This is a genomic window from Rhizobium sp. BK399 (assembly GCF_014194695.1).
Classification (GTDB): Bacteria; Pseudomonadota; Alphaproteobacteria; order Rhizobiales; family Rhizobiaceae; genus Rhizobium.
This window is the reverse complement of the sequence record NZ_JACIAH010000005.1, coordinates 60,807-74,179: the sequence shown is the minus strand read 5'-3', so window position 1 is coordinate 74,179 and position 13,373 is coordinate 60,807. Positions and strand designations below refer to the sequence as shown.

Below are 13,373 nucleotides of genomic sequence, written 5' to 3'. Positions count from 1 at the left end.
TATGAAATCCCGAGCGCTATAGCATTGTGGGCCGGGAGTGCAAAGCCGGAAGCAGAAGGGGACGGTGTTTTTGCGGCCATTGCCAAGCGGAGGAAAATGGCTAGTCTCCGGCGCAAAACCATTGCCCGGATGCTCGTCATGAAGAAGACTTCCCTTGCCTTAGCGGTCCTGCTCGGTTCAGCCTCGCCGATGTTCGCCGCCGACGTTACGGCGCCTGTGAAAGAGATCATGGACGCGACCATCAAGAACTGGTCTGGCGCAGACAGCGACTGGATCGACATCTTCGATCCAAGCAGGCTTTCGCGGCTCTACAGCAAAGACTTCGTGACGAAATACCAGGCGGCCATTCAGAACCCGGCTGCCGACGAGGACGGTGTCTCGCCGTTCGACTACGATGTGATCGTCAATGGCGAGGATGCATGTCCGCTTGAGGATCTGACCTACACGCCAAAGCCCTCCGCCGACAGTGCAACGGAAGTTGTCGTCACCTTCAAGAAGGCGACCTGCATGGACGACGGATCGGACAAGCAGGCGATCACGACCGTCCGCTTTGAGATGCTCGAGGAGGCCGGCAAGCCGGTCATCGACGACATCGTCACCGAAGGCGATCCGGGCCAACCACCGAACTCGCTCAAAAACACCATGGTGCAGATCGCCAAGGGACAATGATGGCTTGGATGGCTCCGAACGGCACTTTCCCGGGCTGACGAATGCGCTAGTTTCCACCTGCCGAATGGCGGTTGTGCGAGAGATGGCGGGCCGTCCCGCGAAGGAATACGAGGCTTCCCTCGATCAATGACTGCTCGACGTCACGAACAAGGGGCGGGGATGCGTGCTTTCCGGTTTTGACTTCCGTGACTGGTTGCTCGCGCACGACCCGGCGCTGTCGCGTCTGCGCATCGCGTCGCGGGTAACGCTAGCGATGGTTCTCTCGTTTGGAGCGCTATTGGCAATCCACCATCTGCTGGTTCCGCTCCCGGCGGCGGCCTACGGTCTCGGCATTGTCCTCTCGATCGAAGGCGGGGTTGCGGTAAAGGACAAAGGCGGTGCCTCCCAGCTCGTCACGCGTTTATTGGGCTGCGTGGCAAGCGTCTGTGTCGTCGGCCTCGCCGCGGTCCTCGAAACAAACCGCTATGTGTCGGATGCAGCGTTCCTGCTCATCATCTTTCTTGCCTCGGCCGGACGTGTGTTCGGGCCGCGTGGGCATGCGATCGGCATGTTTGCCTTCACCTCCTATTTTCTCGGGGCCTACTTCCGCCCGCACATCGCAGACCTTCCGCTGATTGCAATCGGGCCGGTCGCTCCGGCTTTGATCGGGCATGCCGTACGTTCTCTGGTGCTTCCCGATGATTGGCGTAGGGATCTCTTGCGCTCGCTGGAAAGCGTGCGCGGCCGGATCAACCAGATTTTGTTCAAGATTGCTGCCCTCGCGTCCGTGGGGCGAATGGCGGACAAGGATGCACAGGAATTGAGGCAGCTGGAGGAGCGGCTGAAGGAAGTCGTGTTGATGGCCGAGGGTTTCATACCACGACCGCCGGCGGGCGTCTTCGAGGGCACTGAGCCGGCGGCGGTGTTGGCGATCCGCCTGTTCGACGCCCATCTTGCCGCCGAGAGTGCCATCGTGCTCAGTTCGCAAAGCCTGCCGCCATTTCCTCTCGTTCACGCGATCATAGACGGCTCTCCGCCGCCGGCAATGCTGGAAACACTGGACGAATTAGAGGCAGAAACAAGCCAGGCTTTGATCCGCCTGGGAGAGGCAAGAGCGGTGCTCGCAGAGACGATCGAAAGGGGCTATGCGACAGGATTTGCCGAGGTCGCTGCCGTGACAGATGAAATTGCCGCTCCTGCGAAGATCGACTTTTCGCTCAATAATCCGCTGATCCGCTCCGCGCTGCAGATAACGCTGGCATCGGCGATCGCGATGACATTCGGACTTATGATTTCGCGAGAGCGTTGGTTCTGGGCGGTGCTTGCCTCGTTCCTGGTGTTCACGAATACCAATTCCCGTGGTGATACCGCTATGAAGGCGCTGCAGCGTTCACTTGGGACGCTTCTCGGGATCGCCATGGGGCTGGTCTTGGCAACCGTTCTCACGGCGCATATGGTGGCTGCGCTTGCCGTCACGACGATCACCATTTTCCTCGCCTTCTACTTCTTGCAGACATCCTACGCGACGATGACCTTCTTCGTGTCGATCGCACTCTGCCTCGTCTATGGAATGATGGGATCGCTGACAGTCGATCTCCTGTTGTTGCGCATCGAGGAAACCATGCTGGGCGCAGCTGCCGGCACGTTCGTTGCGTTTGTCGTCCTTCCGTCGCGGACGCGGGGAGCGTTGGATATGGCAGTTGGCAAGTGGTTCTCGGCTTTGGAAGAACTTCTTTCTGCCGCTGGTGCGAAGAACGCGACCGACTCGTTGATCGCCTTTTCGCAGAAGCTCGACGCCGCATACCGGGATGTGGCCACCGCGGCACGTCCTCTCGGTACCTCCTGGTCGATTGTCACCAAGCCGGGACATATTCGGCAAACGCTGGCAATCTTTCTCGCCGCGACCTATTGGGCACGGGTTATGGCCAGAGACCAACAGGCAGCAGCCAGCGATGTGGAGAGCCCGAAGTTGATTGACGCGGAGCTTCAGCGTGTAACGCTTCTGGCAAAGCGTCAGTCGGAGTGCTTCTTCGTCGATAGAAAGACCGGCGGCACGCCCGGACGGCATTTGCCGCTCTCGCGTCCCGGCTCTCGCCTTGGGTTGGAGATGATCGGTTCTACCTTGGAGAGACTCTACGCTGGTGCTTGACCCTTGCCGTTTCGGTCCGGCTTGGCTATTCCCGCGCTTAGCAAAAGGATCCAGCGTTATGGCAGGCACGAACAGCGAGCGGCAACTTCTCAGCGAAGGTCCGGTTATCATCCTCGTCGAACCCCAGATGGGTGAGAACATCGGCATGGTCGCGCGCGCCATGGCGAACTTCGGCCTGGCGGAACTGAGGCTCGTCAATCCGCGCGACGGTTGGCCGAACGAGAAGGCACAGGCTGCCGCTTCGAAGGCAGATCATGTGATCGAGGGCACGAAGGTTTACGAGACGCTGGAACAGGCGGTTGCCGACCTGAATTTTGTCTATGCGACGACGGCCCGGCAGCGGGATGGCTTCAAACCCGTACGGTCGCCTGTGGCGGCCGCAGAAACGCTGCGAGCGAAGTTCCGCGCAGGTGAGGGCACCGGTATCCTCTTCGGCCGCGAACGCTGGGGGCTCAACAACGAAGAGGTAGCGCTCGCCGACGAGATTGTGACCTTCCCTGTCAACCCCGCCTTTGCCTCACTCAACATCGCCCAAGCAGTGCTCTTGATGTCGTACGAGTGGATGAAGTCGGGCATGGAGGATGTCGCGGCCGTTCCCTTCCAGGCGATGTCGCAGACGCAATCCACGAAAGAGCAACTTTTCGGTCTCTACGATCAGTTGGAAGAAGCGCTGGACGCACGCAATTATTTCCATCCGCCCGCGAAAAAGCCGAAAATGGTGGACAACCTGCGCGCAGTCCTTTCCCGCCGCGCGTTCACGGAACAGGAAATCAGTGTATTGCGCGGCGTGATTTCCTCCCTCGACCGCTTCTCGCGGAAATATCCGCGCGGTAGCCGGCCGCCCGTAGACGCCAAGGAACAATCGAAAGATGACAGCAGCGCGGAATGAGCTGAAACCGGTTCTGGTCTTCGATTCCGGTATCGGGGGGCTGACTGTGCTCCGCGAGGCGCGCGTGCTGATGCCGGAGCGCGGGTTTGTCTATATTGCTGACGATGCCGGTTTTCCCTATGGGGGCTGGGAAGAACAGGCGCTGAAGGAACGGGTCATCGGCCTTTTCGCCAAGCTGCTTGTCGACTACGATCCCGAGGTCTGCATCATCGCCTGCAACACTGCCTTCACGCTTGTCGGGGCGGACTTGCGTGCGGCGTTTCCCCGGATGACCTTTGTCGGCACTGTGCCGGCGATCAAACCGGCCGCCGAGCGGACGCGCTCAGGGCTGGTCTCTGTGCTGGCGACACCGGGGACCGTCAAGCGCGCCTATACGCGCGACCTGATCCAATCCTTCGCGCAACAGTGCCACGTGCGCTTGGTCGGGTCCGAAAACCTGGCGCGGATGGCAGAGGCCTATATCCGCGGCGATGCTGTGTCTGACGAGGCTGTGCTTTCCGAGATAGACCAGTGCTTCGTGGAGAAGGACGGTTCGAAGACCGATATCGTGGTTCTCGCCTGCACGCATTATCCCTTCATGGCCAACGTGTTCCGTCGGCTCGCACCCTGGCCCGTCGATTGGCTCGATCCGGCGGAGGCAATTGCCAGACGTGCCCGAAGCCTCGTTCCGCATGTCGCCGATGCCGTGCATCCCGATAACTTCGACTTTGCGGTCTTCACCTCAGGCAATCCTGATTTTGCAACGCGGCGGCTGATGCAGGGATTTGGGCTGAAGGCTTGACGTACGGCGCTGTCGCGCGACGCGGGATCGATCTTGATGCAATAGGGGCTATCGCAAGGCCATGCGACTGCGCAAACTGGGGTTGTGATTCGCATCGATCCCGCCGAGCTCCGCATGTCCTTTCAAAAGCTTGTAATGGCTATCTTTTTCCTGCAGCCGATAGCATTCGGCAGTTGGCTGCCGCGCATCCCCGAAATTCAGGCCCGGCTGGAGCTTGGTCCAGCCGATCTTGCGTTGGCGCTGCTCGGCATGCCGGTCGGGATTCTCGTGACGCTGCCCTTTGCCGGGCGAGTGGTGGCGCGGATAGGGGGTAAGACCACCGTTCTAGCCGGGTTTGTCGTCTTCTCGGTGATCGTCTGCCTTCCCGCTTTCTCTCGAACGTCGATCGAGCTGTTCATCGCGTTGGCGTTGCTTGGCGTTGCAATGTCGACGTTGGAGCTGGGGCTTAATGTCGAAGCGGACCGCGCCGAAAAGGATACTGGCTCCATCATCATGAACCGCTGCCATGGCTTCTGGAGCCTTGGTATCATGGCCGGCAGCCTGCTTGGTTCGGGAATGGTCGCGATTGCTGCCCCTGCCGAATGGGCGATCATGGCAGCCGCCTTCGTCGTTCTGCCGTTTGCCATCGTCGCGAGCCTTCGTCTGCCGCCCGATCGCGAGGCGGGCTCGGTTCCGCCGCACATGCCGTTCAAGCTGCCGAGCAGCGCGCTTCTCGGCATCTGCGCCTTCGTCTTCGGGATCACCATGACCGAGGGCGCGATTGCCGACTGGTCCGCCGTCTATCTCAAGGACGTTTTCCAGACAGACGGCATGATGACGGGTATCGGATACACGATTTTCGCGATGATGGTGGCGACCGGACGCTTCAGCGGCGACCACCTGAAGCAGCGTTTCGGGGCAATCGCGCTGGCCCGTGGTTGTGGGATGGCGGCTCTTACAGGAATGCTGATTGTCGTCTTTGCTTGGCATAGCCTGGTGACTCTGGCGGGGTTTGCCTTGGTCGGGATCGGCGTGTCGGTCGGTTTTCCCCTGGCTGTCACTGCCGCGGCGAGCCTCAAGGACCGACCGGCGGCAGCCAACGTCGCGATCCTGTCCTTCATGGCTCTCACAGGTTTCCTGATCGGACCTCCGTTGATCGGCTTCATCGCCGAGGTCTTGGGGTTGCGCGTCGGGCTTGCCATTTTGCTGGTTCCGCTGCTGATCAGCTTGGTTTTCACACGGATGCTGAAGCCCAGGTTCTGACGTTTTCTCCTGTGGGTTTGTGTTGCCGTGTTGCCAAAGACACGGTCTGATCTGCTACGACGCCGTGTTTGATTGAAAGAGGAATGTGACATTGCAGGTTGGTATCGATATGGGATCGGCGTCGGGAGGCAATCCGGCCACGCTCGATATCGAGGAGCTTCTGGCTACCCGTCTTCTGGTGCAGGGCAATTCCGGCTCCGGCAAGTCGCATCTGCTCCGTCGTCTGCTCGAGCAGTCCGCGCAGTGGGTGCAGCAGGTCATCATCGATCCCGAGGGTGACTTCGTCACCTTGTCGGACAAATTCGGTCATGTCGTCGTCGATGGTGAGCGTACGGAAGCGGAGCTTGCCGGCATCGCCAACCGCATCCGGCAGCACCGCGTTTCCTGCGTTCTCACGCTGGAAGGGCTTGAGATCGAGCAGCAGATGCGCGCCGCCGCAGCCTTCCTCAATGGCATGTTCGATGCCGATCGCGAGTTCTGGTATCCGGTCCTCGTGGTGGTCGATGAAGCGCAGATGTTCGCGCCGTCGGTCGCTGGCGAAGTTTCCGACGACGCGCGAAAGATGTCGCTCGGCGCCATGACGAACCTGATGTGTCGCGGTCGTAAGCGCGGTCTTGCAGGGGTGATCGCGACGCAGCGCTTGGCAAAGCTTGCCAAGAACGTGGCCGCCGAAGCCTCGAACTTCCTGATGGGCCGCACCTTCCTTGACATCGACATGGCGCGTGCGGCCGATCTGCTCGGGATGGATCGGCGGCAGGCGGAAATGTTCCGCGATCTGAAGCGGGGCAATTTCGTTGCGCTCGGGCCAGCTCTGTCACGTCGCCCACTGCCAATCCAGATCGGCAATGTCGAGACCTCCGCGCGTTCCTCGAGTCCGAAGCTCATGCCGCTGCCGGATGCCCCGCAGGACGTCGAGGACCTAATCTTCACGCCGGATCCAGAGGAGTTCCAGAGGCCAATCGTGCGCCGTGCTCCGCCGGCGCCACGTCCGACCACCGACATTCTTGCCGAACTGTCGCGGTCCGCGCCTGCTGCCTCGGCGCCCGTCTCGGAGGCGCGTTCCTCTCAGCCCGAATTGTCCGCCGAGGAGCGCGAGGAAAGGCTGACGGCGGTGCTGCACGAGATACTCGACGATCCAAGCTCGGGATTCCGAACGGATTCGGTGCTTTATCAGGACTTCCTTGTGCGCCTTCGCATGCGCCGGGTCCCGGGCCCTCCGATGTCCCTGCCGGAGTTTCGGCGCCGCGTGGCGATTTCTCGCTCCGGCGTGGATGCCGCCACGGCAGAGACCGAGGCCTGGGCAACGGCATTGTCGCTCTCTTCGGGTGTCACCGACGATCTGCAGGGTGTTTTCCTGATGCTGGCAAAGGCTGCGGTCTGCGGCGAGCCGTGCCCATCCGATGCGCGGATTGCCCGGGCTTACGGCACTCATTCGGCCCGGCGGGCGCGACGTCTGCTCGGCTATTTCGAGGAGCAGGGGACGGTCGTGGTCCACACGGATTTCGCCGGCAAGCGCATCGTCGCGTTCCCCGATATGAATTGCCAGACAGCCCCCGGCGATGCCAACGCGCCCGATGCGGATGAAATGCGCTCCGCAGCGGAATGAAGACTGGATCGAGCGCGGGTAATCGGCTCGGTCTATAGTCGATCTCAAATGTCACACGAAGAAGTTGCTTTTGTCACAAGAGCTTCATTCGGGTGGTGGATAAGGCGCGCGACCCATGCGGTCGATGCGGATTATCAAAAGGAGATCTCGGTCATGAGAAACAATGTTCGTCACCCGCTGCTGCGCCTTGTCGTCGGCGGCCTGCTTGCAACCGTCGCCATTCAGCCAGGCTATGCCGACGATGCAGCGAACAAGCTTCTGCAGCGCGCGGCAAGCGCCGATCTGAGTGCTCCTGGTGGCGCACGCCGCCTTTCCGGCGATATCACCGAAGCCTATCGCGCGGCGCTGAGCGACACACGCCCGAAGAACGTCATCCTGCTGATCGGCGACGGCATGGGCGATTCCGAAATCACCATCGCGCGCAACTACGCGGTTGGCGCCGGCCAGTATTTCAAGGGCATTGATGCGCTGCCGGTCACCGGCCAGTACACGCATTATTCGCTCGACAAGAAGACGGGCAAGCCGACCTACGTCACCGACTCCGCTGCCTCGGGCACCGCCTGGGCGACCGGTGTTAAGTCCTATAACGGCGCAATCGGCGTCGACATTCACGAGAAGGCGCACGAAACCCTCCTCGAAAAGGCAAAGGCCGCCGGCATCGGCACGGGCAACGTCTCGACGGCCGAATTGCAGGATGCGACGCCCGCAGTCCAGATCGCACACGTGACCCAGCGCAAGTGCTACAGCCCGTTGTCCACGACCGAGAAGTGCCCGACGAACGCGCTTGAAAACGGCGGCAAGGGATCGATCAGCGAGCAGTTGCTCAATGCACGCGCCGACGTGACGCTCGGCGGCGGCGCCAAGAGCTTCGCCGAAGCCGCGAAGGCAGGCGAATGGAAGGACAAGACGCTTCGTCAGCAGGCCGAGGAGCGTGGTTACAAGATCGTCTCGAATCTCGACGAGCTCCAGGCTGTCAAGCAGGCGAACGACAGCGCGCCGGTGCTCGGCCTGTTTGCCGAGGGCAACATGCCTGTTCGCTGGGAAGGCCCGAAGGCCAGCCACTACGGCAATGTCGAGAAGGAACCTGTCGTCTGCAAGCCGAACGAGAAGCGCACGGCAGCAACCCCGACGCTGGCACAGATGACGTCGAAGGCGATCGAGTTGCTCCGGACAAATGAGAAGGGCTTCTTCCTGCAGGTCGAAGGCGCCTCGATCGACAAGCAGGATCATGCCGCCAATCCGTGCGGGCAGATTGGCGAGACGGTTGATCTCGACGAAGCCGTTCAGGAAGCGCTGAAGTTCGCTCAGGAAGCCGGCGACACGCTCGTTATCGTCACCGCCGACCATGCGCACGCCAGCCAGATCGTCGATGCCGATACGAAGGCTCCGGGCCTGACGGAAGCGCTGATGACGAAGGACGGCGCTGTCATGGCCGTGAGCTACGGCAACTCCGACGACGCTGACGATCAGGGTCACACCGGCTCGCAGCTGCGTATCGCTGCCTTTGGACCGCGTGCCGCCAATGTCACCGGCCTGACGGACCAGACGGATCTGTTCTATACGATCAGCGACGCACTCGGCCTGAAGACCGAAACGGCGAGCGCCAAGTAAGCTCCCAAGCCTGGCACATCGGGGTTATTGAGGGGCGAGGGCGTGGAATTGTGATTGACATTCCAGCGACTTCGCCCTAAAGACCGCGCAGCACCGGGCAGAGATGTCCGGTGTTTCATTTGACATGTCCCGTGGATTTGTCCTGTTCGCGTAATAGGATGATCCTGTCGGATCCTCGAAAGAAGATCAAAGGAGGGCGTGTTTCCTTCGAGCGGTTTGGAAACAAGCCGCCGTAACACTCTGAAAGGAAATACGATGAGCAAGCGCGAATCGTCCAAGTACAAGATTGACCGCCGTATGGGCGAAAACATCTGGGGCCGTCCGAAGTCCCCGGTGAACCGCCGCGAATACGGCCCGGGCCAGCATGGTCAGCGCCGCAAGGGCAAGCTTTCGGACTTCGGTGTGCAGCTGCGCGCCAAGCAGAAGCTCAAGGGTTACTACGGTGACCTGCGCGAGAAGCAGTTCCGTGCAATCTTCGCTGAAGCCTCCCGCCGCAAGGGCGACACCTCTGAAAACCTGATCGGTCTTCTGGAGTGCCGTCTGGACGCGATCGTCTATCGCGCCAAGTTCGTTCCGACCGTTTTCGCTGCCCGCCAGTTCGTGAACCACGGCCACGTGACCGTGAACGGCGTCCGCGTCAACATCGGTTCCTACCGTTGCAAGGCTGGCGATGTCATCGAAGTTCGTCAGAAGTCGAAGCAGCTCGTTTCCGTTCTGGAATCGATTTCCCTGGCTGAACGCGATGTTCCGGACTACATCGAAGTCGACCATAACAAGATGGTTGCGACCTTTGCTCGTGTTCCGGCGCTCGGCGACGTACCTTATCCGGTCGTCATGGAGCCGCATCTGGTGGTCGAATTCTATTCGCGTTAATCGCGAGGCGTTTTCGCTTACGGAAAAGCCGCCTCTTGGGGCGGCTTTTTTGTTATCTGGAGAGGTACGATGACGGACTTGCAGGCAGTTCTCGACAGCATCCATAAGGAACTGGCGCCCCGTATCGGCGAAGGCAAAGTTGCGGACTATATTCCAGAGCTTGCCAAGGTGGACCCGAACCAGTTCGGCTTGAGCGTGGTGACCGTAGACGGCAAGGTCTATAACGTCGGCAATGCAGACGTGCCGTTCTCCATCCAGAGCATTTCAAAGGTTTTCATGCTGACGCTTGCGCTCGGCAAAGTCGGCGAGGGCTTGTGGAAGCGCGTCGGCCGTGAGCCTTCGGGCTCGGCGTTCAATTCGATCGTCCAGCTCGAGCACGAGCAGGGCATTCCGCGCAATCCCTTCATCAACGCCGGTGCGATTGCCGTGACAGATGTCGTCATGGCCGGCCATGCGCCGCGCGAGGCGATCGGCGAGTTGCTGCGGTTCGTCCGCTATCTGGCGGATGATGAGTCGATCAGCATCGATGATCGCGTTGCAAAGTCAGAGACGCAGACGGGCTACCGCAATGCGGCGCTCGCCAATTTCATGCGTTCCTATCGCAACCTCGATCATCCCGTCGATTACGTGCTTGGCGTCTATTTCCACCAGTGCGCTCTATCGATGACTTGCGAGCAACTGGCGAAGGCAGGGCTCTTCCTTGCCGCACGTGGCAGCAACCCGATGACCGGCCATTCGGTCGTATCGCCGAAGCGGGCCCGGCGCATCAATGCGCTGATGCTGACATGCGGCCACTACGATGGTTCCGGCGACTTCGCCTACCACGTCGGCCTTCCCGGAAAGAGCGGCGTCGGCGGCGGTATCTTTGCTGTGGCCCCCGGCATCGCGTCCATCGCTGCGTGGTCACCGGGCCTGAACAAGGTCGGCAACTCACAGCTCGGTGCTGTCGCGCTCGAGATGCTGGCCGCGCGCACGGGCTGGTCGGTTTTCGGGGATTGATGCTGGGTTGTCTTGGCGCTTTCTGCTAAGGCGGAGGCAGTGACTGATTGGAAGAGAGAATGAACATCGCAGCCAACATTGCCGATGAGCTTGAAACGCCGAACGCGGACGGCGCGATCGCGCACGCGCTCTTTGCCGAAGCTCCGAACTCGGTATCGTTCAACAAGCTGCGCAAGCGGCTGCTGCGAAACGTCAGGCAGGCATTCGACGATTTTGCGATGCTGAAGGGGCAGAAGCGTTGGCTGATCGGTGTCTCCGGCGGCAAGGATTCCTACGGGTTGCTCGCCCTTCTCCTCGACCTGCAGTGGCGCGGTCTTCTGCCGGTGGAACTGATCGCCTGCAATCTCGACCAGGGCCAGCCGAACTTCCCCAAGCATATCCTGCCTGAGTATCTTACCAAGGTCGGGGTCAAGCATCGGATCGAATATCGAGATACCTATTCGATCGTGAAGGAGAAGGTTCCGGAGGGCGCGACGTATTGCTCGCTCTGTTCACGGCTGCGCCGCGGCAATCTTTACCGGGTTGCCAGGGAGGAGGGCTGTGACGCACTGGTGCTTGGCCACCACCGCGAGGATATCCTCGAGACCTTCTTCATGAACTTCTTCCATGGCGGGCGGCTCGCCTCGATGCCGGCGAAGCTGCTCAATGACGAGGGCAACCTGATGGTACTGCGCCCGCTCGCCTACTGCGCGGAAGACGACATGGCGAAGTTTGCGGCTGCCATGCAGTTTCCAATCATTCCCTGCGATCTCTGCGGCTCCCAGGACGGGCTGCAGCGCAATGCGATGAAGGACATGCTCGCCGATATCGAACGGCGCATGCCGGGCCGCAAGGACACGATGCTGAGAGCACTCGCACATGTGAATCCTTCACATCTGCTCGATCCAAAGCTTTTCGATTTCGCCGGCCTGATGGCCGGAGAGACCGCGCCGAAGAGCGAATAGTCGGCGCTCACGCCAAAGAAGGAAAGTCCATGAGTTCCACGATAGATGTAACGACGCTAGCCGATCTCCTGAGGCGGGCGGCGAAGGCAGAGATATTGCCGCGTTTCCGTCGACTTGGAAGCGATGACGTGCGCGCCAAGAGCGAGGCGACCGACCTGGTGACGGAAGCCGACCTGCAGGCGGAGCGGATGATAAAGGCGGAAGCCGGCGCGCTTTGGCCAGATGCCGTGTTCATCGGGGAAGAGTCGGTCGCTGCGGATCCTGGCCTGCTTGGGAGGCTCGAGGGAGCGGACCTTGCCATCGTCGTTGATCCGGTGGATGGTACGTTCAATTTCGCGTCCGGGATTCCGGCTTTCGGTGTCATGGCCTCCGTGGTGTTCAAGGGTGAAACCGTTGCCGGCATCATCTACGACCCGATGGGTGACGATTGGGTGATTGCGGAGACAGGCGGCGGCGCATGGCTTCGACGTCCTGACGGGGAGGCAGAACGGCTCTCTGTTGCGGCGCCCGTCGCGTTGGAGGACATGGTCGGCATGGCGTCCACCGGCTTTCTGCCGAAGCCGAAGCGCAGTGAAATCCTTGCGAATTTGGCCAAGGTTCGGTTCCTTGCCAACTATCGCTGCGCCGCTCACGAATACCGCGCCTTTGCTGGCGGCCACGTGCACTACCTGATGTATAACAAGCTGATGCCCTGGGATCATCTTGCGGGCACACTTATCAGCATCGAGGCTGGCGCCCATGCGGCCCGTTTCGACGGTTCGCCCTACCTCCCGCATCACACCCGCGGCGGCTTGCTGATTGCGCCTGACCACGACAGCTGGGACATTCTGCGGCGTGAAGTCTTCACCATCTGATATCGAGGCGGCCGCCACACGCGGACTGCCACCACTAACTTGCGCTTCGTGGGTGCGATATTGGCGCTCCCAACAGAACGCCGTGCGCACAGACGTACAATACGGATAGGCACGCCTATCGTAGATATCCTCTCGCTTTTGAAATGACGAGGAGGGAATGATGGATATCGCGCAGGCGCTGGCTTTCTTGCTGTTTGCGTTTATCGCGGCCGTTACGCCGGGACCCAGCAACACCATGATCCTGTCCACCGGTGCCGCTGTCGGTACCTTGAGAGGCATCGGCTGTCCGCTCGGCGCATCGCTGGGCATGGGCGTGATGATCGTTCTAAGTGCTTTTGGCGTCGGAGAAATTGTCGCAGCCGCACCGGCCATCGTAATAGCGCTGAAGATGGCGGGATCTCTGTTTCTGCTGTGGCTGGCTTGGAAGATCGCCAATGCCGGCACGGTTGAAGCGAATGGACAGAGGCGGACGGTCGGATTTCGGCAGGCTTTTCTATTCCAATGGCTGAACCCGAAAGGCTGGCTGGTCGCGCTGAGCGCAGGTAGCACCTTCCTTGTATCCTCGCAGCAGGCTCAGACTAGCGGCGCTTTGTGGATGGGTGTGCTGTTTGCAGCAGCCGCGTTTCCGGCTGGGTTCCTTTGGCTCGTCCTAGGTGCTCTCGTGGCCCAGGTTCTGCGGACCTCACGCGCGGCGAGGTTCTTCAATATCGCCATGGCGTTTGCGCTGGCTCTGTCGGTTGCTCTTGTGTGGCGCTAACTCCTGAAAGAATTGCGCCC

The 13,373-nt window shown here is 60.7% G+C and carries 12 protein-coding genes; all 12 read left to right on the top strand.

The annotated features are described in order from the left end of the window. Positions 1 to 138: 138 nt before the first annotated feature. The 12 genes from FHT97_RS12905 to FHT97_RS12850 all read left to right on the top strand — a co-directional run bounded on the left by FHT97_RS12905 (position 139) and on the right by FHT97_RS12850 (position 13,353). Positions 139 to 669 (top strand): hypothetical protein, encoded by a 531-nt coding sequence (locus tag FHT97_RS12905; protein ID WP_183862636.1) that lies wholly within the window; start codon positions 139 to 141, stop codon positions 667 to 669. A gap of 163 nt (positions 670 to 832) precedes the next feature. Beyond that, a complete protein-coding gene (locus tag FHT97_RS12900) occupies positions 833 to 2,797 on the top strand; it encodes an FUSC family protein (RefSeq protein WP_183862634.1) in 1,965 nt (654 codons plus the stop codon). Positions 2,798 to 2,855: 58 nt separating this feature from the next. Next, positions 2,856 to 3,686 (top strand): RNA methyltransferase, encoded by an 831-nt coding sequence (locus FHT97_RS12895; protein WP_183757466.1) that lies wholly within the window; start codon positions 2,856 to 2,858, stop codon positions 3,684 to 3,686. Then, the gene (murI, locus tag FHT97_RS12890) at positions 3,667 to 4,467 is read left to right on the top strand and encodes a glutamate racemase (protein ID WP_183757465.1); all 801 of its coding nucleotides are present in this window, start codon (positions 3,667 to 3,669) and stop codon (positions 4,465 to 4,467) included. The genes FHT97_RS12895 and murI overlap by 20 nt, the downstream gene beginning before the upstream one ends. 114 nt (positions 4,468 to 4,581) lie before the next feature. Beyond that, a complete protein-coding gene (locus tag FHT97_RS12885) occupies positions 4,582 to 5,709 on the top strand; it encodes an MFS transporter (RefSeq protein WP_183862632.1) in 1,128 nt (375 codons plus the stop codon). 91 nt (positions 5,710 to 5,800) lie between these two features. After that, the gene (locus FHT97_RS12880; RefSeq protein WP_183757513.1) at positions 5,801 to 7,315 is read left to right on the top strand and encodes an ATP-binding protein; all 1,515 of its coding nucleotides are present in this window, start codon (positions 5,801 to 5,803) and stop codon (positions 7,313 to 7,315) included. A 153-nt stretch (positions 7,316 to 7,468) separates the two neighbouring features. Then, complete coding sequence (gene phoA / locus FHT97_RS12875) at positions 7,469 to 8,926, top strand: alkaline phosphatase (RefSeq protein ID WP_183862630.1); 1,458 nt, start codon at positions 7,469 to 7,471, stop codon at positions 8,924 to 8,926. Positions 8,927 to 9,181: 255 nt separating this feature from the next. Then, positions 9,182 to 9,799, top strand: a complete 618-nt coding sequence (rpsD, locus tag FHT97_RS12870) for a 30S ribosomal protein S4 (RefSeq protein WP_183757462.1) — start codon at positions 9,182 to 9,184, stop codon at positions 9,797 to 9,799. Positions 9,800 to 9,868: 69 nt separating this feature from the next. After that, complete coding sequence (locus tag FHT97_RS12865) at positions 9,869 to 10,798, top strand: glutaminase (RefSeq protein WP_183862627.1); 930 nt, start codon at positions 9,869 to 9,871, stop codon at positions 10,796 to 10,798. A gap of 59 nt (positions 10,799 to 10,857) precedes the next feature. Beyond that, the gene (gene ttcA / locus FHT97_RS12860) at positions 10,858 to 11,742 is read left to right on the top strand and encodes a tRNA 2-thiocytidine(32) synthetase TtcA (protein ID WP_183862625.1); all 885 of its coding nucleotides are present in this window, start codon (positions 10,858 to 10,860) and stop codon (positions 11,740 to 11,742) included. Between the two features lie 29 nt (positions 11,743 to 11,771). Beyond that, complete coding sequence (locus FHT97_RS12855) at positions 11,772 to 12,596, top strand: inositol monophosphatase family protein (RefSeq protein ID WP_183862623.1); 825 nt, start codon at positions 11,772 to 11,774, stop codon at positions 12,594 to 12,596. Between the two features lie 157 nt (positions 12,597 to 12,753). Then, on the top strand, positions 12,754 to 13,353 hold the full coding sequence (locus tag FHT97_RS12850) for a LysE family translocator (protein ID WP_246712617.1): 600 nt from the start codon (positions 12,754 to 12,756) through the stop codon (positions 13,351 to 13,353). The last annotated feature ends 20 nt before the right edge of the window (positions 13,354 to 13,373 follow it).

Bases quoted from the DNA above. Each gene is read 5' to 3' on its own strand.
- murI (WP_183757465.1), top strand. From the start codon at position 3,667: ATGACAGCAGCGCGGAATGAGCTGAAACCGGTTCTGGTCTTCGATTCC.
- FHT97_RS12855 (WP_183862623.1), top strand. From the start codon at position 11,772: ATGAGTTCCACGATAGATGTAACGACGCTAGCCGATCTCCTGAGGCGG.
- FHT97_RS12885 (WP_183862632.1), top strand. From the start codon at position 4,582: ATGTCCTTTCAAAAGCTTGTAATGGCTATCTTTTTCCTGCAGCCGATA.
- ttcA (WP_183862625.1), top strand. From the start codon at position 10,858: ATGAACATCGCAGCCAACATTGCCGATGAGCTTGAAACGCCGAACGCG.
- FHT97_RS12865 (WP_183862627.1), top strand. From the start codon at position 9,869: ATGACGGACTTGCAGGCAGTTCTCGACAGCATCCATAAGGAACTGGCG.
- FHT97_RS12850 (WP_246712617.1), top strand. From the start codon at position 12,754: ATGATGGATATCGCGCAGGCGCTGGCTTTCTTGCTGTTTGCGTTTATC.
- phoA (WP_183862630.1), top strand. From the start codon at position 7,469: ATGAGAAACAATGTTCGTCACCCGCTGCTGCGCCTTGTCGTCGGCGGC.
- FHT97_RS12905 (WP_183862636.1), top strand. From the start codon at position 139: ATGAAGAAGACTTCCCTTGCCTTAGCGGTCCTGCTCGGTTCAGCCTCG.
- FHT97_RS12895 (WP_183757466.1), top strand. From the start codon at position 2,856: ATGGCAGGCACGAACAGCGAGCGGCAACTTCTCAGCGAAGGTCCGGTT.
- rpsD (WP_183757462.1), top strand. From the start codon at position 9,182: ATGAGCAAGCGCGAATCGTCCAAGTACAAGATTGACCGCCGTATGGGC.